The organism is Enterobacter sp. SECR19-1250 (genome assembly GCF_013391025.1).
In the GTDB taxonomy this organism is placed as follows: domain Bacteria; phylum Pseudomonadota; class Gammaproteobacteria; order Enterobacterales; family Enterobacteriaceae; genus Enterobacter; species Enterobacter cloacae.
Genome location: NZ_JACASJ010000080.1, coordinates 1 through 24,892, shown reverse-complemented (window position 1 = coordinate 24,892; position 24,892 = coordinate 1). Strand labels below are relative to the sequence as shown.

The window sequence follows — 24,892 nt, the reverse complement described above, 5'->3', positions numbered from 1 at the left end:
AATGAAAGCCTGTCCTCAGCATAGTACCGGGAAGGAGGGAGTGACCATCTCATTAAATGTCTCTGATTATTCATCGCACGTGTTTACTGCTGCTGGCCTGCGTCGCCCTCAGCCATGCTCCCTTCGTCCTGGCAGAAGAAGAGTGTCAGGTGGTTTCGTCAGTAAAGAGTATCAATAATGGTCTGCTGCGTCGGGAGGCGATGCGCGAGGTCAGCACGGATATTGCCGGAAAAACGTACCGGGGTTATGCCTCGTCAGAACGTAAGATCCAGGTGTCGGTGATCTGCCCGGACGCGCGCAAGATCCGCCTGCAGGTGGACGGCCTGGCCCGTGGAAATAAAGCGTATCGCTTTAGCGACAACGGGGTGCTGAAAATCACGGCGAAAGAGGCCCGCATGGATAATGGTGCCGTGCAGCTGGCGGCCGTGCCGCGCGGCGCGGCGCAGGTCACCGCGGGTGCAGCGGAGGTTACGCTGCCACCGGATACGTCGCTTGTGGCGGTGAACGGCAGCGAGGTGGCGGGAAAACAGCTGGTCGTTACGCTCTCGGTGGTCACTTATCTCAACGATAACGCGTTCAGGATCGGCAACACGGCGGAGCTCGAAGAAATGCTGACGGTGAATTACGTTACCCTCGCGGCGCAGTAAACGCCGCCTTGCCCGACGGACGCGTGCTGTCGGGCTTTTTTATGCCATGCCCGCCAGACGCAGCAGCGCCGTAACGACCGCCGCCGCCACGATCACCACAATTAACGGCATTTTTCGCCAGGCCAGAAACACCGCAAACGCCACGCCCAGCACCCGCGCCATCCCGGCGAAGTGTTCCCCTTCATAGAAGGTGGTCGCCAGCGCCACGGAAAACAGCAACACCGTTGCCGCATCCGACAGCAGTGCCTGAGATCGCTCGGACAGCGCCAGTCGGCTACCCAGTTTCGCCCCGCCAAGACGCATCAGATAGGTCCCTGCTGACAGAATGGCGATACCGAGGATAAAGAGGGTCATGTTTTCCATTATTTTTTCCTCGCGGCGAGACCGAGTAAAGAGAGCAGTACCGGTAAGCCCACCGGAGCGAACGGTACGGCGGCCAGCGACAGGGCGGCGCCGCTGCAGGCGCGGATAAGCGTGGTGCGGTTTTTAAACGCCGGAACCACTAAGGCCAGCAAAATGGCCGGAAATACCGCGTCCAGCCCGATGGTTTCCGGGGCCGGTAACAGTTTTCCGACCATGGCACCCAGCAGGGTACCCAGCGGCCAGAGGATGGCAACGCCCAGGCCGCACAGCCAGTAGGCCGTTTTGCGCTGCTCCGGGTTTTTTTGCGACAGCCCAAACACCACGCTTTCGTCGTTCATGATGTGGCAGCCCAAAAAGCTTAAACCGCGTTTACCCACCAGCTCGCGCACCGTAACGCCAAACGGCACATGGCGGGCGTTCACCAGCAGCCCGGCCGCGGCCGCCGCCAGTGGGTTACCCCCGCTCGCCACGATACCGATAAACATAAACTCCGAGGCCCCCGCCAGCACGGTAATAGAGAGTACAAACGGTACCCACAGCGGGAAACCGTAGGCCATCGCCAGCGAGCCGTATGACATCCCCACCACGCCAACGGCGAGGCAAACGAGGATAATTGCTTTGATGGTGTCGCCTTTCAGGCAAGAGAGAGAACGTTTCATACAATTTTAGCCATATCGAACGTGTATCCATTATAATGAACGGATCAGATTCGGTTTACAAGATGAACGAATCGTTCGATTTATAGAACAAGAGGCCGTTTATGACGCAGCCAATCAGCGTGATCGCCAAAAGTCTGGTGCGAGAACGCCTGCGAACCGGACTTTCACTGGCGGAAATTGCCCGCCGTGCCGGTATCGCCAAATCCACACTTTCGCAGCTGGAGTCCGGCAATGGCAATCCCAGCCTTGAGACGCTGTGGTCGCTATGTGTGGCGCTGGATATTCCCTTTGCACGGTTGCTGGAGCCGCAGCAGCCGACCACGCAGGTGATCCGCCGCGGTGAAGGCACAAAAGTGGTCGCCGGGCAGGCCAATTACGAAGCCATTCTGCTGGCGGCATGCCCCCCGGGCGCACGGCGCGATGTCTACCTCCTCATCACCCAGCCAGGTGCCGATCGTATTTCCCAGCCCCATTCACCGGGGGCAGTTGAACATATTATTGTGACCCAGGGCCGGGCGCTGGTCGGTCTGCTTGATGCCGCTGAGGTGCTGGAGGCAGGGGATTACATTTGCTATCCCGCCGACGAACCGCATATCTTCAAGGCCCTGGAGCCAGACACCTACGCGCTACTGGTGGCGGAACAAAATTAACCAGGAAACGGAAACGCATGTCGCTTAAAGCTATCGCCAAAGAACTGGGGCTTTCGGTTACCACCGTCAGTCGTGCCCTCAACGGATATGACGACGTCTCCAGCGAGACGCGCGCCCGCGTGGAAGCGGAAGCCCAGCGACGTGGCTATCGTCCTAATACCTTTGCCCGTCGTCTGAAGATGGGCAAGATCGACGCGGTGGGGCTGGTTTTTCCGGTACATCCTGTTCCGCTCAATAACAGCGTATTTATGGACATGGTCGGCGAAATTAGCCACGAACTGGCGCGACATGAAATCGATCTCCTGCTGATTGCCGATGACGATCTGGCCGATAAACACAGCTATATGCGCATGGTGCAAAGCCGTCGCGTGGATGCGCTGATTGTGGCGCACACGCTGGATCACGATCCGCGCCTTGAGCAGCTTCAGGCTGCCGGATTCCCCTTTCTGGCTCTCGGACGCAGTCAGCTGCCGCAGCCCTACGCGTGGTTTGATTTTGACAACTACGCCGGTACGTATCAGGCCACCCGCTGGCTGATCGAAAAAGGCCATCAGCGCATTGCTTTGCTCGGCGAAAGTAACAACCAGGCGTTCATCACCCAGCGTCGCCAGGGGTATCTGGATGCGCTGCGTGAAGCCGGGCTGTCCAGCGAGTGGCTGCGCGCCATGCCGCCTTCCCGCCGGGTCGGCTACGCCACAACAAAAGAGCTGCTCTCTCTGCCGCAACCCCCCACGGCCATCATCACCGACTGCAACACCCACGGCGACGGCGCGGCAATGGCGCTGGCACAGCTTGGCCGTCTAACCGGCGAGAATGCCGTATCGCTGGTGGTCTACGACGGTTTGCCCCAGGACAGCATCGTCGATATCGACGTGGCGGCGGTGATCCAGTCTACCCGTCAGGGCGTCGGGAAGCAGATTGCCGATATGGTGCGCCAGCTGATTAACGGCGACGACATCGACACTCTTCAGGTGCTCTGGCAGCCGGAATTCTCCCCAGGCCAGACGGCGTAAACAACGCAAAATTCCAAACCCGATCACAGATCCGAAACGTTTTGGTTTGTATCCGAAACGTTTCGGATCAACACTCAGGACATCCCGATGACTGCAGATGTCTGATGCAAGATTCCGTTTTTCGACTCGTAAGCAACACGGTGGACGTGGTGATAAAAACGCACCCGTTTGCCGAAATTCTCTACTGGGGGCCGCACCTTCAGCACTTTTCGCCGCAGGATGCCGCTACGCTCGAACGCCCGGTGGCTAACGGCAGGCTCGACGTGGATTCCCCGGTTACGCTGATGGCTGAACCTGGACACGGCCTGTTTGGTTCACCCGGCATTGAGGGGCACCGGCAGGGGCTGGATGGTTCCCCGGTTTTCAGCACCACCGACGTGCAGCAGCAGGGACAAACCCTGACGATAACGGCAGAAGATGAACACGCGGGCCTGCGCCTGACCAGCGTGCTGGCGCTGGACGCCAGCGGCGTGCTGGTCGTGCGGCACGGCGTAACCAACCTGAAATCGCAGGCGTGGCAGGTGGACCGTTTTGCCGTCACGCTGCCCGTGGCGGAGCGCGCCCGGGAGGTGATGGCGTTTCATGGCCGCTGGATCCGTGAATTCCAGCCGCACCGCGTCATGCTGGAGCATGACAGCTTTGTGATTGAGAACCGCCGGGGTAGAACGTCTCACGAACACTTCCCGGCGCTCATTTCAGGCACGCCGTCGTTCAGCGAAATGCACGGCGATGTCTGGGGTGTGCATCTGGGCTGGAGCGGCAACCATCGCCTTCGCGCTGAAGCCAAAACCGATGGCCGTCGCTATCTGCAAGCGGAAGCGCTCTACCTGCCAGGAGAGATGGCGCTGGAAGAGGGACAAACGCTCTGGACGCCACGCCTTTATGCGAGCTACTCCGCGCACGGGCTGAACGGGATGAGCCAGCAGTTTCACCGCTACCTGCGCGACAACATCATCCGTTTCCCGGAAAACAAACCGCGTCCGGTCCATCTCAACACCTGGGAGGGGATCTACTTCAACCATGATCCGAACTACATCATGCGTATGGCTGACGAGGCGGCCGCGCTGGGTGTGGAACGCTTTATCATCGACGACGGCTGGTTTAAAGGGCGCAACGACGACCATGCTGCGCTGGGCGACTGGTATCTGGATGAGAATAAATACCCGAACGGCCTGCGGCCAGTGATCGACCATGTCAAAAACCTCGGCATGGAGTTCGGCATCTGGATTGAACCGGAGATGATCAACCCGGATTCCGATCTCTACCGCGAGCATCCTGACTGGGTTCTGGCGCTGCCGGGATACGCGCAGGCGACCGGACGACACCAGCTGGTGCTCAACCTGAACATTCCGCAAGCGTTTGATTACCTGGTGGAGCGCATGAGCTGGCTGCTGGGTGAGCATGCGGTTGATTATGTGAAATGGGATATGAACCGCGAGCTGGTGCAGCCTGGCCATAACGGCAGAGCCGCCGCCGACGCGCAGACCCGCCAGTTTTATCGACTTTTAGATGTGCTGGGCGAGCGTTTCCCGCATATTGAATTTGAATCCTGCTCCTCAGGTGGCGGACGAATCGATTACGAGGTGCTGACCCGCTGCCATCGCTTCTGGGCGTCCGACAACAACGACGCGCTGGAGCGCAACGCTATTCAGCGCGGCATGAGCTACTTCTTCCCGCCGGAGGTGATGGGCGCTCATATCGGTCATCATAAATGCCACGCGACGTTTCGCCAGCACAGCATTGCCTTCCGCGGCCTGACGGCGCTGTTTGGCCATATGGGGCTGGAGCTGGATCCGCTCACCGTCGATGAGAAAGAGCGCGAAGGCTATCGCCATTACGCTGCGCTGCACAAGCAGTGGCGCGAGGTGATCCAACACGGTACCCAGTGGCGCGTGGATATGCCGGACGCTACCACGCTGGCGCAGGGGATCGTGAGCGAAGACAAGTCGCAGGGACTGTTTATCGTCAGCCAGCTCGCGATGCCGGATTATACCCTGATGATGCCGCTGCGCATGCCGGGGCTGGAGGCCAGCGCGCAGTACCGTATCTCGCTGCTCGATCACCCGAATATTCAGATTACGGGAGAGGGTGGACACACCATGCGCAAGCTGCCGGCATGGATGGAGACACCGCAAACGGTGAGCGGTGAGTGGCTGATGCAGGCGGGTATTGCGCTGCCGATTCTCGATCCGGAAACCGCCATTCTGATTGGTGTGGAACGCGTGTAAGGGTGACGGGCCGGGAAACTGGCCCTCCGTTGAGGATAAAAATAATGAACACAACAACCTGTACCCACAAAGACAACCCTAACTTCTGGATCTTCGGGCTGTTCTTCTTTCTCTACTTCTTCATCATGGCCACCTGCTTTCCGTTCCTGCCTATCTGGCTGTCGGACATCATCGGCCTGAACAAAACCCATACCGGCATTGTTTTCTCCTGCATTTCGCTGTCGGCTATCGCCTTCCAGCCGGTGCTGGGGGTGATTTCGGACAAGCTGGGGCTGAAAAAGCATCTGCTGTGGATTATCTCTGTACTGCTGTTTCTGTTCGCGCCCTTCTTCCTGTACGTCTTCGCGCCGTTGCTGAAAACCAACATCTGGCTGGGCGCGCTGAGCGGTGGGCTGTATATCGGCTTTGTTTTCTCGGCCGGGTCCGGGGCGATTGAGGCCTATATCGAACGCGTGAGCCGCAACAGCGCCTTTGAATACGGCAAGGCGCGCATGTTCGGCTGCCTCGGCTGGGGATTGTGCGCCTCAACGGGGGGCATCCTGTTTGGTATCGATCCGTCATACGTTTTCTGGATGGGATCGGCGGCGGCGCTGTTGCTGATGCTGCTGCTGATGGTCGCAAAGCCGAAGCCCAATCAAACAGCACAGGTGATGAATGCCCTGGGGGCCAACCAGCCGCAGATCACCGCGAAAACGGTCTTTAACCTGTTCCGTCAGCGCAGAATGTGGATGTTTATTCTGTACGTGATTGGCGTGGCCTGCGTCTATGACGTTTTTGATCAGCAGTTCGCCACCTTCTTCAAAACCTTCTTCGCCACGCCGCAGGAGGGCACTCGCGCCTTTGGGTTCGCGACGACGGCGGGGGAGATCTGTAACGCCATCATCATGTTCTGCTCGCCGTGGATCATTAACCGCATTGGGGCGAAAAATACGCTGCTGATCGCCGGGTTGATTATGGCGACGCGCATCATCGGCTCGTCGTTTGCCACCACCGCCGTGGAGGTCATCGCCCTGAAAATGCTGCACGCGCTGGAGGTCCCGTTCCTGCTGGTGGGAGCCTTCAAGTACATCACCGGCGTGTTTGATACGCGACTCTCGGCCACTATCTATCTGATTGGCTTCCAGTTTGCCAAACAGTCAGCGGCCATTTTCCTCTCCGCCTTTGCCGGAAATATGTATGACCGGATCGGCTTCCAGGAGACGTATCTGATGCTGGGCTGCTTCGTGCTGGCAATTACCGTGGTATCGGCGTTTACGCTGAGCAGCAGGCAGGAGATAGCCGCTGCCGCGGGCGCGGCAGCGTTAACCAGTCAGTCCAGATAAAACACCTCTTCCAGCCCGGTACTCACCGGGCTGTTGTCCGGGTTCGACGGCATTACATCACGCATGTGTTTCCACCAGCGCTGGCAGACGTCGGTATTCGCGACCGCGCTCCAGCGCTCCTCCGATTCAATCTCTACGGTGGCAAACAGCAGGTTACGTTCCCGGTCGAGATAAATAGCGTAGTGGTGTGCGCCGTGGTCCTTCAGCTCCGCTTCCAGCTCGGGCCAGATGGGGTTGTGGCGACGCGCGTACTCCTCGTGCGCGTCCGGGTTTACCTGCATCACAAAGGCTTTGCGGATCATAATGCCTCCAGATACAGCTCGCGCACCTCGTCGCGGCTGGCGGTGCGCGGGTTGCATGGCGCGCATGGGTCGGCGAGGGCTTTATCCAGCCAGCCTTCGATATCGGCTTTGGTGACACCAAGCTTGCTGAAGCCGGACGGAATGCCGACGCGGGCGCTCAGGTCGCGAATCGCCTGAATCGCTGACAGACTGGCCGCTTCGTCGCTCATGCCGCGCGTGTCGACGCCCATCGCCTGCGCCACGCGAGCAAACCGTGCTACGGCGTTCGGGCGGTTAAAGTTTTCGATGATCGGCAGCAGGATGGCGTTACACACGCCGTGCGGCAGATTGTGCGTCGCGCCCGGCTGGTGCGCCAGGGCATGCACGAGGCCGAGGCCAGCACTGTTAAACGCCATGCCCGCCAGATACTGACCAAACGCCATCTGCTCGCGTGCTTCCAGGTTATGACCGTCGTCGACCGCTTTGGGCAGCCAGAGGTTAATCAGGCGAATTGCTTCCAGCGCGTTGGCATCGGTCAGCGGGTGCGCGCCAACGGACACGTAGGCTTCAATGGCATGGGTTAACGCATCCATTCCCGTTGCGGCAGTGACGGACGCAGGAATATCCAGCATCACGCTGGCATCATCCACGGCGATATCCGGAATGATGTTCGGGTCGATGATCACCTCTTTCACCTGACGCGCGGAGTCAATAATCACCGCGTTGCTGGTCATCTCCGCCGCCGTGCCTGCGGTGGTGTTGATCGCCACCAGCGGCACGCCCGGGTTTTTCACCTTGCCGACGCCGGAATAATCGGTGGACGGACCCGGATTGGCGGTGAGGATTTTAATCGCTTTGGCGGTATCAATCGGGCTGCCGCCACCAAAGGCGATAAGATAATCACATTCCGCGTCCCGGTATGCTGCATAGCCTTTTTGCACCAGCGCCTCCGTTGGGTTGGGAAAGACCGCGTCAAACAGCTGATATGACATCTGGTGCGCATCCAGCGCGGTAAACAGACTGTCCAGCAGGCCCAGCTTCACCAGCTGGCCGTCGGTGACAATCAGCGCTTTGCCCCACCGTTTGTTCGCCACCAGCTTAACCATGTCGCCAATAGCGCCCGCGCCGTGCAGGCTGATTTTTGGCAGTGCCAACATAAAGCTCATGATAATTCTCCTTAACTATCGCCCGGACCGTCCGGTCAGCGAGGGTTTATGCATATATTTCCAGCGCTGAACGGAGCGGGGTTACGCCGAAGCGCTTGCCGAGCGCAATAAGTTCTTCGCGGGTAATGGTTTGCTTCATACCGCCCATGGAATAAACCTTTACCAGCACTTCAGCGGATTTCTCGGCGGTGTCGATCAGGCCGAAGGTTTCATCAAGCGTAGGGCCGCTGCCGAAGACGCCGTGGAACGGCCACAGCACCAGCGAATGTTTTTGCATATCTCTGGCGGTCGCCTGGCCGATTTCGTCGGTGCCCGGTACCATCCACGGCAGAATGCCGACCCCGTCCGGGAAGACCACCAGACACTCGGTGCTGCCTTCCCACAGCTTGCGGGTGATGAAGTCAGAGCTGTTTTCCAGCACGTAGGTCAGGGCGATCAGGTTGGTGGCGTGGCAGTGCATGATCACGCGGTCTTTGCCGTCAGTCGCCCTGATGCGCTCGCAGTGCGAGAGGAAGTGCGCCGGCAGTTCAGATGTGGGTACCGCCTCATCGGTCAGGCCCCACAGGATGTGGTAGCCCGCGCCGTCGCTGTCCACCTTCACCACACCAAGGTTGGCCTGCGGATCGAGCTGGACGTTACGGAAGAACTTGCCGGAGCCAGTGACGATAAACGGCGTGTTGGCGAGCAGCGGCATGGGCTGGCTCAGGGCAATATAGCGCGGCTTCTGGTGGAAATCGGCGGTGTAGGGTTCGATATCCGCGTCGTCCAGGCGCAGCGTCAGGTTGCCGCCGTTACGCTCGTCCCAGCCCTTCAGCCAGGCATCGGAGGTGGCTTTGATCATGCCCTGGACGAACCAGGAGGTGGTGATGGTCTGCATAGTTTTCTTTTCCAGTTATCGCGGTGAGGTGAAATCCCTCACCCCAGCCCTCTCCCACAGGGAGAGGGGGTAAAAGTTCCCTCTCCCTGTGGGAGAGGGTTAGGGTGAGGGCAAAATTACCCGCGCTGACTCAATACGTCTTTCTCATACGCCCGCACGTTTTCCAGCCACTGGCTGCCTGCTGGTGTGTCGTTACGCTGGCAGTACATCTCCCACACGGCCTGCCACGGCAGGGATTTCTGCTCTTCCAGTAGCGCCAGGCGCGCGGTGTAGTCGCCGTTTGCTTCCAACTGCTTCAGCGCTGCGGTTGGCTCCAGCAGCGCGCGCAGCAGGGCTTTTTTCATATTGCGGGTGCCGATCACCCATGCCGCGATGCGGTTGATAGAGGCGTCAAAGAAGTCGAGGCCAATGTGCACGCGGTCAAACAGGTCATGACGGATGATTTCGCTGGCAATCGCCTGGGTTTCGTCATCCAGCAGCACCACGTGGTCGCTGTCCCAGCGCACCGGACGGCTGACGTGCAGCAGCAGGCGCGGCACGAAGAGCATGGCGGCGGAGATTTTGTCGGAGATCACTTCTGTGGGGTGGAAGTGACCGGCGTCCAGGCACAACGCGGTCTGGCGGCTGGTGGCGTAACCCATGTAGAACTCGTTCGAGCCGACGGTATAGCTCTCCGCGCCAATCCCGAACAGCTTGCTCTCCACCGCGTCGATGTGGTGCGCCGGGTTGAGTTTTTCGCTGATGGCCTCATCCAGCGCGGCCAGCAGGCGCTGACGCGGGGCGAGACGGTCGACGGTGATGTCTTTCATGCCGTCCGGGATCCAGATGTTCATCACCGACGGCGTGCCAAGCTGCTCGCCAAACCAGGCTGAGACGCGGCGGCAGGCTTTAACGTGGTCGATCCAGAACTGACGGATCTCGTCGTTGGCATGCGCAAGGGTAAACCCGTCCGCACTCAGCGGGTGCGAGAAGCAGGACGGGTTAAAATCCAGACCCAGTTTGTTGGCTTTGGCCCATTCCACCCAGTTTTTAAAGTGCTCCGGTTTGATTGCGTTACGCGCCACCGGCTCGTCGGACTCCAGATAGATCGCGTGCAGGTTCAGGCGTTTTGGCCCCGGGATCAGGCTCAGCGCCAGTTCCAGATCCGCACGCAGTTCGGTGGCGTTGCGCGCTTTGCCCGGGTAGTTACCCGTCGCCTGAATGCCACCCGTCAGAGAACCGCCCGGGTTCTCGAAGCCGGCGACGTCATCGCCCTGCCAGCAGTGCATGGAGACAGGCAGACGGTCGAGCTGGCGCAGCGCCGCATCGACATCCACGCCGACGGCGGCGAAACGCTGTTTAGCCAGGTCCCAGGCTTGTTCAAGTTGAGTGGTCATGCGCAAAGCTCCTTAGTCAGTCGTTTTTGCTGAAACTGCGCCCGGTAGCGGGCAATTTCATGGCAGGGATTAGGGGTGAAGGTGGTCAGGCGGGTATTCGCGGTGACCACCGAACGGAATTCGTCGACGTCTGAAAGTTCGTCCAGAGTCATCAGTTGAATACCGATGTTGCCGAGCGTTGAGGCCTCCACCGGACCCGCCACCACGGTGATGCCGCAGGCATCGGCGCAGAGCTGGTTCAGCAGCTGGTTCTGGCAGCCGCCGCCCACGATATGCAACTGGCTGAACGGTTTGCCGCGAAGGCTCGCCAGCTCGCTTAGAACATCCGCGTAGAGCAGGGCCAGACTGTCAAAAATGCAGCGCGCCAGCTCGGCAGGACGGGAAGGCACCGGCTGACCGGCTTCGAAACAGGCGGCCTGGATTTCGGCGCTCATATGCACCGGGTTAATAAAGCGGTCGTCGTTCGGGTTGATCAGGAACGTACAGGCCTTCAGCTTTTCGGTCTCTGCGATAAGCGCAGGCAGGTCGGCAATGTGTTGCTCTTTCAGCATTCTCTGGAGCAGCCAGAGCCCCATGATATTCTTCAGCACGCGGTAGCGGCCTTCGGCACCGCCTTCGTTAGTGATGTTTGCTGCCATCGCGGCGTCGCTGGTGTACGGCGTTTTGCTCTCAAAGCCCATCAGCGACCAGGTGCCGGAAGAGAGATAGGCCGCGTCTTTACCGGCCAACGGAGATGCAATCACCGCGCTGGCGGTGTCGTGACTGGCGACGGCGACCACCGGGATTTCATTCCCCTGTGGGCAAATCCAGTAACCGATGACGTTACCCGGATGGGTCGGCGTGCCGAACCAGGAAGGCGAAGCGCCGGTCCAGGCCAGCAGGGTTTCATCCCAGCTGTCGGTGTTGATGTTGACCAGCTGCGTGGTGGTGGCGTTGGTGTATTCCCAGTTCATGTTGCCGGTCAGCCGGTAGCTTAAGTAGTCCGGGATCAGCAGCGCGTGCGCCACCTTTTTGACCAGCTCCGGCTGCTGCTCAACCAGCGCACGCAGCTGATACAGCGTGTTAAAGGACAGAAACTGAATGCCGCTGCGGCCATAGATGTTGTCCTTGCCAAGCTGCGCGATGGCCTGTGCCATCAGCCCGTCGGTGCGGCTGTCGCGATACGAGATGGGCAGGCCGACGCGGTCGCCGTGGCTGTCGAGCAGAACGTAGTCCACCCCCCAGGTATCAATGCCAATGCTGTCGATGCGAATGCCGTCGTTGCAGACGTTGTTCAGCCCGGTGCGGATCTCCGCTTCCAGGGCATCAATATCCCAGGTATCAAAACCGTCCTGTTTTTGCAGGTAGTTGGCGAAACGGTGCATTTCGCGAAGCGTAAGTGTGCGCTTGCCGCAGTCCCAGGTGGCGAGCATTACGCGGCCGCTGGATGCGCCTAAATCGACAGCCACACAATGGCGAAAAGTCATGGTCAGGTCCCTTCTTAAGTCATTGGTGTTGAGTCTAAAAAAGGGAAGAAAAGACCACCTTCTCGTCACTGACAGCCCAAATCTCGCGCTGGCAAGAAAGCAAAGATGAACGTGAGGGAGTTCACAATTTCCAGTCAGGGCGGGGTTTTCGGGCAATGTGACGCTGACCGCATTTCCCGATTTTTCCGTCTGTTTCTTGAAAAATGGACAGCTTTTGCGACGTTTGCTGTCAAAAATTTAAGGTGAGTGTGGAAGGCCTTAATTACTATTTTGAGAACTTTTCTCATTGGTGGGGGCCGTTATGACCGTACTGCACAGCGTCGATTTTTTCCCGTCGGGAACGTCTCCGGTCGCGATTGAGCCACGGCTCCCGCAGGTTGCGTTTCCTGAACATCATCATGATTTTCATGAAATTGTGATTGTCGAGCATGGGACAGGCATTCACGTCTTTAACGGCCAGCCGTACACCATCAGCGGCGGTATGGTGTGCTTCGTGCGCGATCACGACAGGCATTTGTATGAACATACCGACAATCTGTGCCTGACCAACGTGCTCTATCGTTCGCCGGACGCGTTCCAGTTTCTGTCGGGGTTGAACAAGCTCCTGCCTCAGGAGCAGGATGGGCACTACCCGTCTCACTGGCGGGTGAATCAGTCCACGTTGCAGCAGGTGCGCCAGCTGGTGAATCAACTGGAGCAGAGCGAGGACGGGCAGGAGACCCATGCCATTGCCACCCGCGAGTTGCTGTTTATGCAGCTGCTGGTGCTGCTGCGTCGCAGCTCTCTGGTGGAAGGGCTGGCAAATAACGACGCGCGGCTGAACCAGCTGATGGCCTGGCTGGAGGACCATTTCGCCGAGGATGTGTGCTGGGAAACGCTGGCGGATGATTTTTCGCTGTCGTTACGCACGCTCCATCGTCAGCTCAAGCAGCACACCGGGCTGACGCCCCAGCGCTACCTCAATCGTCTGCGCCTGATTAAGGCGCGTCATCTTTTACGTCACACCGATGAAAGCGTCACGGATATCGCCTATCGCTGCGGTTTCGGCGACAGTAATCACTTTTCAACCCTTTTTCGCCGCGAGTTTAGCTGGTCGCCGCGCGATATCCGTCAGGGGAAGGATGCTTCACTCCAGTAACGCGAAGGCAATCACCGTTTTATTGCCGCAAAAAGGCTAATAATGTCCGGTTATTCACCGTAGAGGTTGTGGTGTGGCCGCTCAGTTAATTCTTCGCAAAGATGATTTTTTTGCCTCCGCGAGTCAGGCCGTCGCGGTGGCCGACCGCTACCCGCAAAATGTCTTTGCCGAGCATACCCACGAATTTTGTGAGCTGGTGCTGGTGTGGCGCGGCAACGGCTTACACATCCTCAATGACAGGCCCTACCGCATTACGCGTGGCGATCTGTTTTACATTCGCGCCGAAGACAAACACGCCTACGCCTCGGTTAACGATCTGGTGTTGCAGAACGTGATCTACTGCCCGGACAGGCTCAAACTGAACGTCGACTGGGCGGCCCATATCCCCGGTTTTCTCAATGCCAGAGGCGAACCCCACTGGCGCTTGAGCAGCAGCGGCATGGCGCAGGTGCGCCAGACGATCTCCCAGCTGGAGCAGGAGAGCCAGAAGCACGATCCGGTCGCAAACCCGATGGCGGAACTGCTGTTCGCCCAGTTGGTCATGACCCTCAAACGCCATCGTTACGCTACCGATAACCCCTTCGCGACCGTTCAGGAAGCGCTGCTGGACAAGCTGATCGCCCGGCTTGCGGGCAGCCTGAACAAAAGTTTTGTGCTGGAAAAATTCTGCGAGCAGGAGCAGTGCAGCGAGCGCGCGCTGCGCCAGCAGTTCCGCACCCAGACGGGGATGACGGTGAACCACTACCTGCGCCAGTTGCGCATCTGCCACGCCCAGTATCTGTTGCAGCATACGGAGCTGATGGTCAGTGAGGTGGCGATGCGCTGCGGGTTTGAGGACAGTAATTACTTTTCGGTGGTGTTTAACCGCGAGGTGGGGATGACGCCGGTTCAGTGGCGTCATCGCAGTCGAAAGGCAGCGTAGTCAGTTCGCCATGCCGAGGCCGACAATGTTAGCGGCAATGATGATCACCACGCAGCCCAGGCTCAGGACGCCCACCGGACGACGCCCGGCGTTATTCCACTCCTTTAGTACCAGCCCAACCAGTCCGCCACACAGTACGTAGAAGCTCATGTGCAGCATCCAGCTTATGTAGTCGTACTGCGGTGGAATGCTGGCGTGACCCCAGGCGTAGAAAAAGAACTGCAGATACCACATGAGGCCGCCCAGCATCGACAGCAGCACATTGGTGATGATTAAGGATTTTGCCAGTGAGAAATCGGCTTTTACCGACAGATCCTTCACTTTTGCCAGACGAATGAAGCAGAAGCCGAGGTTTACCAGCGCGCCGCCGCCCATGATCACCACGTAGCTTGGTAGCGCCACGTACAGCGGGTCGACGCCCAGCGCGGCGGCCGCTTCGTGCATAGGTTTTGCGGCGTTCATGGCGAACGACATGCCCGCCGAGAAGATGCCGCACATCACTGCCAGCAGCAGCCCTTTCTTCAGGTTAAAGTCCTCGGCTTTTATGCCCATCTTGCGCTCTTTCAGCTGACCCGCACGGGTGACGATACCCACGCCGATCACCGCGACAAGCACGCCCAGCAGCGTCATCTGCCCGCCTTTGGTGTTGAGCAACACATCGACATTGCCGTTAAGAATGGGCGTCATCAGCGTGCCGACGATCAGGGTAATGCCAATTGCGATGCCGATACCCATCGACATCCCGAGGTAGCGCATGGTCAGGCCATAGTTGATGTTGCCGATGCCCCACATCGCACCGAACAGAAACACCGGCAGCAGGGTGGAGGCACTGAAGGAGGTGAAGTAGCCCCAGAAATCCGGGAGCAGCATGGCGCTAATGGTCCAGGGCAAAATCAGCCAGGAGACGGTACCGCCAACCGACCACATGGTTTCCCACGACCACCCTTTCACCTTTTTGAACGGGGCATAGAAACAGGCTGCACTGGCTGCGCCTATCAAATGCCAGAAGATACCCATTGTAATCGCATGATTCATTTTTACGTCCTCATCGTTTTTATAGCCGGTGGCTTCCCCCCGACTTGATGAGTGTAAAAATTAGGCGGTTCAGGAACCTTCAGAAGGTTGCCGCACTTTGGTTCTGGATGGCAATCAGCACGTTAACCGGGTGAGCAGACTCACAATTTTGTCATTTGGCAAAACCCGAATAACCTTATAAAAACTACGGCATTGATAATCATTTTCAATATCATTTAATTAACTATAATGAACCAACTGCTTACGCGGCATTAACAGCTGTGCCGCCCGACACTAATGGAGAGGATTATGAGTTATACACTGCCATCCCTGCCGTATGCCTATGACGCACTGGAACCGCATTTCGACAAGCAGACGATGGAAATCCATCACACTAAACACCATCAGACCTATGTGAACAACGCGAATGCTGCGCTGGAAAGCCTGCCAGAGTTCGCTAACCTGCCTGTTGAAGAGCTGATCACTAAACTGGACCAGCTGCCAGCGGACAAGAAAACCGTACTGCGTAACAACGCGGGCGGCCACGCTAACCACAGCCTGTTCTGGAAAGGCCTGAAAACCGGTACCACCCTGCAGGGCGACCTGAAAGCGGCTATCGAGCGCGACTTCGGTTCTGTTGATAACTTCAAAGCGGAATTCGAAAAAGCGGCTGCGACCCGTTTCGGCTCCGGCTGGGCGTGGCTGGTTCTGAAAGGTGACAAACTGGCGGTCGTTTCTACCGCAAACCAGGACTCCCCGCTGATGGGTGAAGCGATCTCTGGCGCATCTGGTTTCCCAATTCTGGGTCTGGACGTGTGGGAACACGCTTACTACCTGAAGTTCCAGAACCGTCGCCCGGACTACATCAAAGCCTTCTGGGATGTGGTGAACTGGGACGAAGCTGCAGCGCGTTTCGCCGCGAAAAAATAAGGTTGCATTGACGCCTGTGAGAAGCGAGTCTGTTGACTCGCTTTTTTTGTATCTGAAGGAGTAGAGATGCATTACCCGGTGAATGTGTTTACAGGCAAGGTAAGGGAATACGACGGCAGCCGCCCGAGCGCCATCGCCAAAGTGCAGGTCGACGGAGAGCTGACGTTAACCGAGCTCGGGCTTGCGGGCGACGAGCAGGCCGAGAAGAAAATCCACGGCGGGCCCGAACGCGCGCTGTGCCACTATCCGCGCGAGCATTATCAATACTGGATAACCGAATTCCCAGAACAGGCGGACCTGTTCGTCGCCCCCGCGTTCGGTGAGAATCTCTCCACCGAAGGGCTGACGGAGAAGAACGTCTTCATCGGTGATATTTTCCGCTGGGGTGATGCCCTGATTCAGGTAACGCAACCGCGCTCGCCATGCTTCAAGCTTAACTTCCATTTCGGCATTAACGACATGTCCGCACGGCTGCAGAGCGCGGGTAAAACCGGCTGGCTGTACCGGGTGGTGCTGGCGGGGCAGGTGTCTGCGGATGCGCCGCTGGAGCTGGTGTCGCGCCTGAGCGATGTGTCGGTGTATGACGCCTGTGCCATTGCCTGGCATATGCCGTTTGATGACGAGCAGTATCATCGGCTGCTGTCGGCGGCAGGGTTATCCACCAGCTGGACAAGAACGATGCAGAAACGCCGCACTAGTCGGCAGATTGAGGATAATTCGCGGAGATTGTGGGGGAAATAGTGCCCCTCACCCCGGCCCTCTCCCCAAAGGGGCGAGGGTGAAAAAACCTCACCGAGCAGTCCCCTCTCCCCTTTGGGGAGAGGGTTAGGGTGAGGGGATTACGCGCGCTTATACAACGGTAGCCACAGCGTTAACCGCAGCCCGCCCAACGGACTGTCGTCGGCTTTCACCCAGCCGCGATGCTGCTGCATAGCGGTTTCAACAATCGCCAGACCCAGCCCGGTACCGCCAGATTCACGGTCCCGCGCCTCGTCGGTGCGGTAGAACGGACGGAAAATCTGCTCGCGATCTTCCGGGCTTACGCCTGGACCATCGTCATCCACAATGATGGTGATACCGTCTTTATCCACCGAGAAGGCCACCTCAATCTTCGTATGCGAGTAGCGCAGGGCGTTACGCACGATATTCTCCAGCGCGCTCTCCAGCGTGTTGGGGTTACCGTACAGCGGCCATGGCCCCGGCGGGAAGTTGACGGTGAACGATTTACCCATCTGTTCCGCTTCGAACGCCGCGTTGTCTAACACTTCATTCCATAGCTGATTGGCTTTCACCGTTTCGCTCACCAGCGCGTTTTTCTGCTGATTGCGCGACATCACCAGCAGATCGTTGATCATGCTGTCCAGACGCTGGGCTTCGGTTTCGATACGTTCCAGCTCTTTGCTCTCACCGCTGCGGCGACGCAGCAGAGCGGTGCCCAGCTGGAGTCGCGTGAGCGGCGTACGCAGTTCGTGCGAGATATCCGACAGCAGCCGCTGCTGCGTGGTCATCATGCGCTCAAGAGCGGTGATCATCTGGTTGAAACTGGCCCCGGCGGCAAGAAACTCCTGCGGTCCGGCTTCCAGCTCAGGGTGCTGTCGCAGGTTACCCTGCGCCACTTCGTCGGCGGCGTTTTTCAGCTTACGCGCCGGTTTTGCCAGGCTCCACGCCAGCCATAACAGCAGTGGAGAACTGACCAGCATCGTCACAATCAGCAGCAGAAGCGGACGGTCAAACAGCAGGTTGATAAAATCGGACTGGGAATTGCTCGCCGGGCGAATCAGATAGAGCTGGTAGTTATCTTCCCCATCCCTGACTGAGAAAGGGCCCACCATCTCAACCCGACCATATTTTTTCTTCTGCGGATGATCGGCGTTATCCGCCTGGCCAATAAAGTTGCGGATGATCTGCATTTCATTGCGATCCGCGCCAATCACGCGGCCTTCGCTGGTCACCAGCAGCAGGCGTTGTCCGGGAGGTGCCCATTTGTCGATAGCGCGAAACAGCCTGCGCCACCACATCAAATCGTTTGGCGGATCGTTTGCCAGCTCGGCTTCTACGTGCTGCTCGATCATCACGCCCTGACGTTGCTCGCTGTCGAGAAGCTCCGTCATCTGGCGTGAGTCGAGTTTTGGCAACATCAAAACCAGCATTAAAACCAGTGCCAGCGTCAGCCAGAAGATGGCGAAGATGCGGGCGGTTAAGCTTCCTATCATGAAGCGGAAACCATCAGATAGCCGCGACCACGCAGGGTTTTAAACCACGGATGACCGTCTTTACGCTCCGGCAGTTTGCGGCGCAGGTTCGAGATATGCATATCGATGGCGCGGTCAAACGGCGTGAGGCGTTTACCCAGTACTTCCTGGCTTAAGTGTTCACGTGATACCACCTGGCCGAGGTGCTGTGCCAGCAGATACAGCAGGGTGAACTCGGTACCGGTCAGCTCCAGCGTTTCACCGTCAAAGCTCGCTTCCTGACGACCCGGATTGAGGCTCAGGGAGTCCACTTCCAGCGTCGGTGAACTGTTGTCAGTATTCTGCTGCTGTTCGCTCCAGTGGGAACGACGCAGGATAGCGCGAATACGGGCAACCAGTTCGCGGTCGTTGAACGGCTTCGGTAGATAGTCATCCGCACCCAGCTCAAGGCCGAGTACACGGTCTAGTTCGCTGCCGCGTGCGGTCAGCATGATAACGGGGGTCTGGTGTGTCTGGCGAAGCTCTTTCAGCGTATCAATGCCGTTTTTCTTCGGCATCATAACGTCGAGCAAAAGTAGATCGATGCTGTCGTCAAGGAGACTCAGCGCCTGCTCGCCATCATGGGCGACCAGAACGTTGAAACCTTCCATGTCGAGCAACTCCTTTAAAAGAGATGTGAGCTCTCGGTCATCATCAACTAACAGGATTTTATTCATTGTTTAAATACCTCCGAGGCAGAAATTACGACATCAAGGCTATCTAATCCATGACTTTACGTTGTTTTACACCCCCTGACGCATGTTTGCAGCCTGAATCGTAGACTGTCTCTCGTTGAATCGCGACATGAAAGATTTTGGGAGCAAGTGATGCGCAAAGTTACCGCTGCCGTCATGGCCTCAACGCTGGCGTTCAGTGCGTTTAGCCAGGCCGCTGTAGCTATAATCGGCGATAACGCGTCCTCACAAGAGGGCATCGCGCAGCACAGCAGCCAAAGCCATATGTTTGACGGCATAAGTTTAACCGAACATCAGCGTCAACAGATGCGAGATCTGATGCAGAGGGCACGACACGATCAGCCCCCTGTTAATGTTAGCGAAATGGAGACAATGCATCGCCTTGTCACCGCAGAAAATTTTGACGAAAACGCTGTACGTGCTCAGGCAGAAAAAATGGCACAGGAGCAGGTTGCCCGCCAGGTAGAGATGGCGAAGGTTCGCAACCAGATGTTCCACCTGTTGTCGCCCGAGCAGCAAGCGGTTTTGAACCAGAAACATCAGCAACGTATGGACCAATTGCGTAAGGTTGCACGGATGCAGCGAAGCTCAGAAACGACGCTTTTCAGTAGCAATAGCAGTACCCGTAGTAACCAGTAAACCCTGTTTTCCTTGCCATAGACACCATCCCTGTCTTCCCCCACATGATGTGGGGGTTTTTTTTGCCCTTCATTCTGATGTGTTAACCGTTTATTCATCCTTTGACTCCGTAACCTTCCGTTATACTAGCGGCATGGCATGACAGGAGTATTTATGAATCAATCCTATGGAAGACTGGTCAGCCGGGCCGCCATTGCCGCGACGGTCGTGGCCTCAAGCTTACTGGTCATCAAAATATTCGCGTGGTGGTACACGGGCTCGGTCAGTATTCTGGCGGCGCTGGTGGACTCGCTGATGGATATTGCCGCCTCGCTGACCAACCTGCTGGTGGTGCGTTACTCGCTGCAACCGGCGGATGAAGAGCACACCTTCGGACACGGCAAAGCCGAATCGCTGGCGGCGCTGGCGCAAAGTATGTTTATTTCCGGCTCTGCGCTGTTTCTGTTTTTAACCGGCATTCAGCATCTTGTTTCGCCATCACCCATGAACGATCCCGGCGTGGGCGTGGTGGTGACGGTGGCTGCACTTATATGCACCCTTGTTCTTGTAACGTTCCAGCGCTGGGTGGTTCGAAAAACGCAAAGTCAGGCTGTACGGGCGGATATGCTTCATTATCAGTCTGATGTTATGATGAATGGCGCTATTCTTATTGCGCTCGGTCTGGCCTGGTATGGCTGGCATCGGGCCGATGCGTTATTTGCGTTAGGGATTGGCATCTATATTTTATACAGCGCTTTGCGGATGGGGTATGACGCGGTGCAATCGCTTCTTGACCGTGCGCTCCCCGACGCAGAACGCGATGAAATTTATACTATCGTGACCTCCTGGCCGGGTGTCAGTGGTGCTCACGATCTTCGTACGCGGCAGTCAGGGCCGACCCGCTTTATTCAGATTCACATAGAAATGGAAGACAACCTGCCATTGGTTCAGGCTCACGTTATTGCTGAGCAGGTGGAGCAGGCGATTTTGCAGCGTTTTCCTGGGTCAGACGTCATTATTCACCAGGATCCCTGCTCGGTTGTACCCGGTTATGTTGGGCTTTCGTAATTCGTTGTAAAAAAGTGAGCCAGGCCAGCATTTTGTGTATAAATTACCGCCATTTGGTCTGACCTGAATCAATTCAGCTGGAAGTGGTTGATATACTATTTGCAGTATTCGTTGGTCGACAAGTTTCTTCCGGCAACAGATTTCAATTTTGCATTCCTAAGTTCAGAGGTAGTCATGATTAAGAAAATCGGTGTGTTGACAAGCGGCGGTGATGCGCCGGGCATGAACGCGGCAATTCGTGGGGTTGTTCGTGCAGCGCTGACGGAAGGTCTGGAAGTTTTTGGTATCTATGATGGTTATCTGGGTCTGTATGAAGACCGTATGGTTCAGCTCGACCGTTACAGCGTATCTGACATGATCAACCGCGGTGGTACTTTCCTCGGTTCTGCGCGCTTCCCGGAATTCCGCGACGAACACGTGCGTGAAGTGGCTATCGAGAACATGAAAAAACGCGGCCTCGACGCACTGGTTGTTATCGGTGGTGATGGTTCGTACATGGGTGCAAAACGTCTGACTGAAATGGGCTTCCCGTGCATCGGTCTGCCTGGCACCATCGACAACGACATCAAAGGTACTGACTACACCATCGGTTACTTCACCGCCCTGGGTACCGTTGTGGAAGCGATTGACCGTCTGCGTGACACCTCTTCTTCTCACCAGCGTATCTCCATCGTTGAAGTGATGGGCCGTTACTGTGGTGACCTGACCCTGGCTGCGGCTATCGCGGGCGGTTGTGAGTTCGTCGTGGTTCCAGAAGTGGAATTCAGCCGTGAAGATCTGGTTGCAGAAATCAAAGCCGGTATCGCCAAAGGTAAGAAACACGCCATCGTCGCGATCACCGAGCATATCTGTGACGTTGATGAGCTGGCGAAGTACATCGAAGCAGAAACCAAACGCGAAACCCGCGCGACCGTTCTGGGTCACATCCAGCGTGGTGGTTCCCCGGGTCCATACGACCGTATCCTGGCTTCCCGCATGGGTGCATACGCCATTGAACTGCTGCTGCAGGGTCACGGCGGTCGTTGCGTCGGTATTCAGAACGAAAAACTGGTTCACCATGACATCATCGACGCCATCGAAAACATGAAGCGTCCGTTCAAAGGTGACTGGCTGGACTGCGCGAAAAAACTGTACTGATCGGTGTTTGTATTGTGCCGGGTGGCGGCAAGGTAAACGCAAAACGGTAACCCCAGGGTTACCGTTTTTTATGGTTGCGCCCTCTCCCGTGGGAGAGGGTTGGGGTGAGGGCATCAGGCCACTCATCCACTTTTTTATTCCTCAAAGTTATAGCCAATCTTTTTTTATTCTTTAATCATCAATTCCGTTTCTGGCACGCTGCATTCATCAAAACACTACACATGAGAGCTGGGCGATGAATAAATGGGGCGTGGGTTTAACATTATTGCTGGCATCGACCAGCGTTCTGGCTAAGGACATCCAGTTACTGAACGTGTCATACGACCCGACGCGTGAGCTGTACGAGCAGTACAACAAAGCCTTTGCGGCACACTGGAAACAGGAAACGGGCGACAACGTGGTGGTTCGCCAGTCTCACGGCGGCTCTGGTAAGCAGGCGACCTCCGTCATCAACGGCATTGAAGCGGATGTGGTGACTCTGGCGCTGGCCTACGATGTGGACGCAATTGCCGAACGTGGCCGCATCGACAAAAACTGGATCAAACGCCTGCCGGATAACTCTGCGCCATATACCTCGACCATCGTTTTCCTGGTGCGTAAAGGCAACCCGAAACAGATCCATGACTGGAACGACCTGGTTAAACCTGGCGTATCGGTCATCACGCCGAACCCGAAAAGCTCCGGCGGCGCACGCTGGAACTATCTGGCAGCCTGGGGCTATGCCCTGCATCACAACAATGGCGATCAGGCCAAGGCTCAGGAGTTCGTCAAAGCGCTGTATAAAAACGTTGAAGTGCTCGACTCCGGCGCACGTGGCGCCACCAACACCTTCGTAGAGCGCGGCATTGGCGATGTGCTGATTGCCTGGGAAAACGAAGCCCTGCTGGCGACCAACGAACTGGGTAAAGACAAATTTGAGATCGTGACCCCGAGCGAATCTATTCTCGCCGAGCCGACCGTTTCTGTGGTGGATAAAGTGGTCGATAAGAAAGGGACCAAAGCGGTGGCGGAAGCCTACCTGAAGTATCTCTATTCGCCAGAAGGCCAGGAAATTGCGGCGAAGAACTTCTATCGCCCACGCGATCCGGCGGTTGCGAAGAAATACGACAGCGTATTCCCGAAACTGAAGCTCTTCACCATTGATGATGAGTTTGGCGGCTGGACAAAAGCCCAGAAAGACCACTTCTCTAACGGCGGTACATTCGATCAGATCAGCAAACGCTAGGCCTTTGTAACGAACGACACGGTGACCCGGTGTGAGAAATCCGCCGGGTTTTTTATTTGGTCATCATTTTGCGTTACTCTTTGGCCTCTACTGAAAACAGGGAACGCATTGTGAAAAAAATTATCTTACTGATTCTGATTGTTATCGCCCTTGCCGCGGGTGGCGTGTACTGGATGAAAGCAGGTAATCCGAATGCGTTGCGTCACATCGTGCTGGACCAGTGTGTGCCGAATCAGATCCAGCACCGCAATCCGGCGCCGTGTGCACAGGTGAAACCTGACGTGGGCTATGTGGTGTTCAAGGATCGCAACGGTCCGCTGCAGTACTTATTGATGCCCACCTACCGCATCAACGGCACCGAAAGCCCACTTCTGACAAAGCCTCAAACACCGAACTTCTTCTGGCTGGCATGGCAGGCCCGTAGCTTTATGAGCATGAAGCACGGATCCGAGGTGCCAGACAGCGCAATTTCATTGACCATCAACTCACCCACGGGCCGCACGCAGAATCATTTCCATATCCACATCTCCTGCCTGCGCCCGGACGTGCGCGAGAAGCTCAATGCCGCGCAGGGGCAAATCAGCACCCAATGGCTGCCACTTCCCGGTGGACTGGAAGGACATGAATATCTCGCTCGCCGGGTGACGGAGAACGAGCTGGTGCAGCGGAGTCCGTTTATGATGCTGGCGGAAGAGCTGCCGGAAGCGCGTAACCATATGGGGCGCTTCGCGCTGGCGATGGCCCAGCAGTCGGATGGCTCGTTTGTGTTGCTGGCAACCGAACGTAATCTGCTGATGCTTAACCGCGCGTCGGCTGAGGAATTGCAGGATCATCAATGCGATATCCTGAAGTGACCCCACCATAAATAGCGTTTACTCGTCCTGCCTGTCGCCGTAGACTTGCTGAAAAAAACGACAGGAGACAGGCATGTCGCTCTGGTTAACCCACCCTCTGTTTGTGCCCTCAGCGATCGTCGGCGTCACCATTGTGTTATGGGCGACGTCGCTATTGCCGGAATTCATTACCGCGCTGCTGTTCTTCACGGCAGCGATGACCGCCAGAATTGCCCCGCCGGAGGTCATTTTTGGCGGCTTTGCCTCGTCTGCCTTCTGGCTGGTGTTCAGCGGCTTTGTGCTTGGTGTGGCAATCCGGAAAACCGGTCTGGCTGACAGGGCTGCACGGGCGCTCTCCGCCCGGCTTACTGACTCCTGGGTGCTAATGGTGGCCAGCGTGGTTCTGCTGAGTTATGCCCTGGCGTTTGTGATGCCGTCGAACATGGGGCGTATCGCGCTGCTGATGCCCATCGTGGCCGCGATGGCAAAACGTGCCGGTATTGCCGATGGGTCGCGCGCCTGGCCTGGCGCTGGCCGTTGGTTTCGGCACCTTCCAGCTTTCGGCCACCATCCTGCCTGCCAACGTTCCCAATCTGGTGATGAGCGGCGCGGCAGAGGGATCATACGGTATTCATCTGAACTACGTGCCTTATCTGCTGCTGCACACGCCCGTGCTCGGTATTCTCAAAGGGTTGATTCTGATTGGTTTAATCTGCTGGTTATTCCCCGGTAGCCCGAAGCCGCCCAGGGATCTGGCGCCCGCTGAACCGATGGGGCGAGATGAAAAACGCCTTGCCTGGCTGCTGGCGGTGGTATTGGGAATGTGGGTGACGGAGAGCTGGCACGGTGTGGGGCCGGCATGGACCGGACTCGCGGCATCGGTCATTGTGATGCTGCCACGCGTAGGTTTTATCACCGGAGAAGAGTTCTCGGCGGGGGTGAATATGCGCACCTGTATTTATGTGGCAGGCATCCTCGGGTAATGACTCCAACTTATTGATAGTGTTTTATGTTCAGATAATGCCCGATGACT

Annotated in this window: 24 protein-coding genes and 1 pseudogene; 15 read left to right on the top strand and 10 right to left on the bottom strand. The window is 57.2% G+C overall.

The window, feature by feature from the left end:
• The first annotated feature begins 56 nt into the window (after positions 1 to 56).
• Complete coding sequence (locus tag HX884_RS18745; RefSeq protein ID WP_178328609.1) at positions 57 to 647, top strand: hypothetical protein; 591 nt, start codon at positions 57 to 59, stop codon at positions 645 to 647.
• A gap of 39 nt (positions 648 to 686) precedes the next feature.
• Here HX884_RS18745 and HX884_RS18740 read toward each other — a convergent pair whose 3' ends face one another.
• Both HX884_RS18740 and HX884_RS18735 read right to left on the bottom strand, forming a co-directional pair.
• Complete coding sequence (locus HX884_RS18740; RefSeq protein ID WP_020686891.1) at positions 687 to 1,010, bottom strand: AzlD domain-containing protein; 324 nt, start codon at positions 1,008 to 1,010, stop codon at positions 687 to 689.
• Complete coding sequence (locus tag HX884_RS18735) at positions 1,010 to 1,669, bottom strand: AzlC family ABC transporter permease (protein WP_178328608.1); 660 nt, start codon at positions 1,667 to 1,669, stop codon at positions 1,010 to 1,012. Before HX884_RS18735 ends, HX884_RS18740 begins: the two co-directional genes overlap by 1 nt.
• Before the next feature lie 101 nt (positions 1,670 to 1,770).
• Between HX884_RS18735 and HX884_RS18730 the strand changes: the two genes are divergently transcribed.
• From HX884_RS18730 to HX884_RS18715, 4 genes are all read left to right on the top strand, one after another.
• Positions 1,771 to 2,319 (top strand): helix-turn-helix domain-containing protein, encoded by a 549-nt coding sequence (locus HX884_RS18730; protein ID WP_178328607.1) that lies wholly within the window; start codon positions 1,771 to 1,773, stop codon positions 2,317 to 2,319.
• Positions 2,238 to 3,332 carry a LacI family DNA-binding transcriptional regulator gene (locus HX884_RS18725; RefSeq protein WP_255250413.1) on the top strand — a complete coding sequence of 365 codons (1,095 nt, stop codon included), beginning with the start codon at positions 2,238 to 2,240 and terminating at the stop codon, positions 3,330 to 3,332. Before HX884_RS18730 ends, HX884_RS18725 begins: the two co-directional genes overlap by 82 nt.
• A gap of 104 nt (positions 3,333 to 3,436) precedes the next feature.
• On the top strand, positions 3,437 to 5,560 hold the full coding sequence (locus HX884_RS18720; RefSeq protein WP_178328606.1) for an alpha-galactosidase: 2,124 nt from the start codon (positions 3,437 to 3,439) through the stop codon (positions 5,558 to 5,560).
• A gap of 44 nt (positions 5,561 to 5,604) precedes the next feature.
• Positions 5,605 to 6,882: an MFS transporter gene (locus HX884_RS18715; protein ID WP_038985220.1), complete on the top strand. Its 1,278-nt coding sequence runs from the start codon at positions 5,605 to 5,607 to the stop codon at positions 6,880 to 6,882.
• On the opposite strand, the gene rhaM is transcribed toward HX884_RS18715, so the two are convergent.
• From rhaM to rhaB, 5 genes are all read right to left on the bottom strand, one after another.
• The gene (rhaM, locus tag HX884_RS18710; protein ID WP_038985218.1) at positions 6,870 to 7,184 is read right to left on the bottom strand and encodes an L-rhamnose mutarotase; all 315 of its coding nucleotides are present in this window, start codon (positions 7,182 to 7,184) and stop codon (positions 6,870 to 6,872) included. The two genes, HX884_RS18715 and rhaM, sit on opposite strands and share 13 nt — an antisense overlap.
• Positions 7,181 to 8,329: a lactaldehyde reductase gene (gene fucO / locus HX884_RS18705; protein ID WP_178328605.1), complete on the bottom strand. Its 1,149-nt coding sequence runs from the start codon at positions 8,327 to 8,329 to the stop codon at positions 7,181 to 7,183. The genes rhaM and fucO overlap by 4 nt, the downstream gene beginning before the upstream one ends.
• A gap of 46 nt (positions 8,330 to 8,375) precedes the next feature.
• Positions 8,376 to 9,206 (bottom strand): rhamnulose-1-phosphate aldolase, encoded by an 831-nt coding sequence (gene rhaD / locus HX884_RS18700; RefSeq protein ID WP_128311443.1) that lies wholly within the window; start codon positions 9,204 to 9,206, stop codon positions 8,376 to 8,378.
• 116 nt (positions 9,207 to 9,322) lie between these two features.
• Positions 9,323 to 10,582, bottom strand: a complete 1,260-nt coding sequence (gene rhaA, locus HX884_RS18695; RefSeq protein ID WP_029882335.1) for an L-rhamnose isomerase — start codon at positions 10,580 to 10,582, stop codon at positions 9,323 to 9,325.
• Positions 10,579 to 12,048, bottom strand: coding sequence for a rhamnulokinase (gene rhaB / locus HX884_RS18690; RefSeq protein WP_178328604.1), 1,470 nt, complete (start codon positions 12,046 to 12,048; stop codon positions 10,579 to 10,581). Before rhaB ends, rhaA begins: the two co-directional genes overlap by 4 nt.
• A 301-nt stretch (positions 12,049 to 12,349) precedes the next feature.
• On the opposite strand from rhaB, the gene rhaS reads away from it, so the two are divergent.
• Together rhaS and rhaR are read left to right on the top strand one after the other, a co-directional pair.
• Positions 12,350 to 13,186: an HTH-type transcriptional activator RhaS gene (gene rhaS, locus HX884_RS18685; RefSeq protein WP_178328603.1), complete on the top strand. Its 837-nt coding sequence runs from the start codon at positions 12,350 to 12,352 to the stop codon at positions 13,184 to 13,186.
• 73 nt (positions 13,187 to 13,259) lie between these two features.
• Entirely contained in the window at positions 13,260 to 14,108 is an 849-nt protein-coding gene (gene rhaR, locus HX884_RS18680) for an HTH-type transcriptional activator RhaR (protein WP_178328602.1), read from the top strand.
• On the opposite strand, the gene rhaT is transcribed toward rhaR, so the two are convergent.
• Positions 14,109 to 15,143, bottom strand: a complete 1,035-nt coding sequence (gene rhaT / locus HX884_RS18675) for an L-rhamnose/proton symporter RhaT (RefSeq protein ID WP_013099333.1) — start codon at positions 15,141 to 15,143, stop codon at positions 14,109 to 14,111. It lies immediately after the preceding gene.
• A gap of 288 nt (positions 15,144 to 15,431) precedes the next feature.
• Between rhaT and sodA the strand changes: the two genes are divergently transcribed.
• Both sodA and yiiM read left to right on the top strand, forming a co-directional pair.
• Positions 15,432 to 16,052: a superoxide dismutase [Mn] gene (gene sodA / locus HX884_RS18670; RefSeq protein WP_003861999.1), complete on the top strand. Its 621-nt coding sequence runs from the start codon at positions 15,432 to 15,434 to the stop codon at positions 16,050 to 16,052.
• Between the two features lie 66 nt (positions 16,053 to 16,118).
• Complete coding sequence (yiiM, locus tag HX884_RS18665; RefSeq protein ID WP_013099332.1) at positions 16,119 to 16,793, top strand: 6-hydroxyaminopurine reductase; 675 nt, start codon at positions 16,119 to 16,121, stop codon at positions 16,791 to 16,793.
• Positions 16,794 to 16,891: 98 nt separating this feature from the next.
• Here yiiM and cpxA read toward each other — a convergent pair whose 3' ends face one another.
• Both cpxA and cpxR read right to left on the bottom strand, forming a co-directional pair.
• Complete coding sequence (gene cpxA, locus HX884_RS18660; RefSeq protein WP_178328601.1) at positions 16,892 to 18,265, bottom strand: envelope stress sensor histidine kinase CpxA; 1,374 nt, start codon at positions 18,263 to 18,265, stop codon at positions 16,892 to 16,894.
• Positions 18,262 to 18,960, bottom strand: a complete 699-nt coding sequence (cpxR, locus tag HX884_RS18655; RefSeq protein WP_003862004.1) for an envelope stress response regulator transcription factor CpxR — start codon at positions 18,958 to 18,960, stop codon at positions 18,262 to 18,264. Before cpxR ends, cpxA begins: the two co-directional genes overlap by 4 nt.
• Positions 18,961 to 19,110: 150 nt before the next feature.
• Here cpxR and cpxP point away from each other — a divergent pair, with 150 nt between their 5' ends.
• From cpxP to HX884_RS18625, 6 genes and pseudogenes are all read left to right on the top strand, one after another.
• The gene (gene cpxP / locus HX884_RS18650) at positions 19,111 to 19,617 is read left to right on the top strand and encodes a cell-envelope stress modulator CpxP (protein WP_013099329.1); all 507 of its coding nucleotides are present in this window, start codon (positions 19,111 to 19,113) and stop codon (positions 19,615 to 19,617) included.
• Between the two features lie 153 nt (positions 19,618 to 19,770).
• Complete coding sequence (fieF, locus tag HX884_RS18645) at positions 19,771 to 20,664, top strand: CDF family cation-efflux transporter FieF (RefSeq protein WP_013099328.1); 894 nt, start codon at positions 19,771 to 19,773, stop codon at positions 20,662 to 20,664.
• Positions 20,665 to 20,838: 174 nt separating this feature from the next.
• Positions 20,839 to 21,801 carry a 6-phosphofructokinase gene (gene pfkA / locus HX884_RS18640; RefSeq protein ID WP_013099327.1) on the top strand — a complete coding sequence of 321 codons (963 nt, stop codon included), beginning with the start codon at positions 20,839 to 20,841 and terminating at the stop codon, positions 21,799 to 21,801.
• Between the two features lie 235 nt (positions 21,802 to 22,036).
• Positions 22,037 to 23,026, top strand: coding sequence for a sulfate ABC transporter substrate-binding protein (locus HX884_RS18635; protein WP_013099326.1), 990 nt, complete (start codon positions 22,037 to 22,039; stop codon positions 23,024 to 23,026).
• Between the two features lie 110 nt (positions 23,027 to 23,136).
• Positions 23,137 to 23,880: a CDP-diacylglycerol diphosphatase gene (locus HX884_RS18630; RefSeq protein WP_178328600.1), complete on the top strand. Its 744-nt coding sequence runs from the start codon at positions 23,137 to 23,139 to the stop codon at positions 23,878 to 23,880.
• 73 nt (positions 23,881 to 23,953) lie between these two features.
• Positions 23,954 to 24,839 (top strand): annotated as a pseudogene (locus HX884_RS18625) (SLC13 family permease); the annotation flags it as partial.
• Positions 24,840 to 24,892 lie beyond the last annotated feature (53 nt).

Excerpts from the sequence above, each read along its gene's own strand:
- HX884_RS18720 (WP_178328606.1), top strand. The coding sequence starts at position 3,437 with ATGCAAGATTCCGTTTTTCGACTCGTAAGCAACACGGTGGACGTGGTG.
- HX884_RS18635 (WP_013099326.1), top strand. The coding sequence starts at position 22,037 with ATGAATAAATGGGGCGTGGGTTTAACATTATTGCTGGCATCGACCAGC.
- cpxR (WP_003862004.1), bottom strand. The coding sequence starts at position 18,960 with ATGAATAAAATCCTGTTAGTTGATGATGACCGAGAGCTCACATCTCTT.
- yiiM (WP_013099332.1), top strand. The coding sequence starts at position 16,119 with ATGCATTACCCGGTGAATGTGTTTACAGGCAAGGTAAGGGAATACGAC.
- HX884_RS18745 (WP_178328609.1), top strand. The coding sequence starts at position 57 with ATGTCTCTGATTATTCATCGCACGTGTTTACTGCTGCTGGCCTGCGTC.
- HX884_RS18735 (WP_178328608.1), bottom strand. The coding sequence starts at position 1,669 with ATGAAACGTTCTCTCTCTTGCCTGAAAGGCGACACCATCAAAGCAATT.
- rhaD (WP_128311443.1), bottom strand. The coding sequence starts at position 9,206 with ATGCAGACCATCACCACCTCCTGGTTCGTCCAGGGCATGATCAAAGCC.
- sodA (WP_003861999.1), top strand. The coding sequence starts at position 15,432 with ATGAGTTATACACTGCCATCCCTGCCGTATGCCTATGACGCACTGGAA.
- rhaA (WP_029882335.1), bottom strand. The coding sequence starts at position 10,582 with ATGACCACTCAACTTGAACAAGCCTGGGACCTGGCTAAACAGCGTTTC.
- rhaT (WP_013099333.1), bottom strand. The coding sequence starts at position 15,143 with ATGAATCATGCGATTACAATGGGTATCTTCTGGCATTTGATAGGCGCA.
- HX884_RS18730 (WP_178328607.1), top strand. The coding sequence starts at position 1,771 with ATGACGCAGCCAATCAGCGTGATCGCCAAAAGTCTGGTGCGAGAACGC.
- rhaB (WP_178328604.1), bottom strand. The coding sequence starts at position 12,048 with ATGACTTTTCGCCATTGTGTGGCTGTCGATTTAGGCGCATCCAGCGGC.
- fucO (WP_178328605.1), bottom strand. The coding sequence starts at position 8,329 with ATGAGCTTTATGTTGGCACTGCCAAAAATCAGCCTGCACGGCGCGGGC.
- fieF (WP_013099328.1), top strand. The coding sequence starts at position 19,771 with ATGAATCAATCCTATGGAAGACTGGTCAGCCGGGCCGCCATTGCCGCG.
- HX884_RS18740 (WP_020686891.1), bottom strand. The coding sequence starts at position 1,010 with ATGGAAAACATGACCCTCTTTATCCTCGGTATCGCCATTCTGTCAGCA.
- HX884_RS18715 (WP_038985220.1), top strand. The coding sequence starts at position 5,605 with ATGAACACAACAACCTGTACCCACAAAGACAACCCTAACTTCTGGATC.
- rhaM (WP_038985218.1), bottom strand. The coding sequence starts at position 7,184 with ATGATCCGCAAAGCCTTTGTGATGCAGGTAAACCCGGACGCGCACGAG.
- rhaS (WP_178328603.1), top strand. The coding sequence starts at position 12,350 with ATGACCGTACTGCACAGCGTCGATTTTTTCCCGTCGGGAACGTCTCCG.
- cpxA (WP_178328601.1), bottom strand. The coding sequence starts at position 18,265 with ATGATAGGAAGCTTAACCGCCCGCATCTTCGCCATCTTCTGGCTGACG.
- pfkA (WP_013099327.1), top strand. The coding sequence starts at position 20,839 with ATGATTAAGAAAATCGGTGTGTTGACAAGCGGCGGTGATGCGCCGGGC.
- cpxP (WP_013099329.1), top strand. The coding sequence starts at position 19,111 with ATGCGCAAAGTTACCGCTGCCGTCATGGCCTCAACGCTGGCGTTCAGT.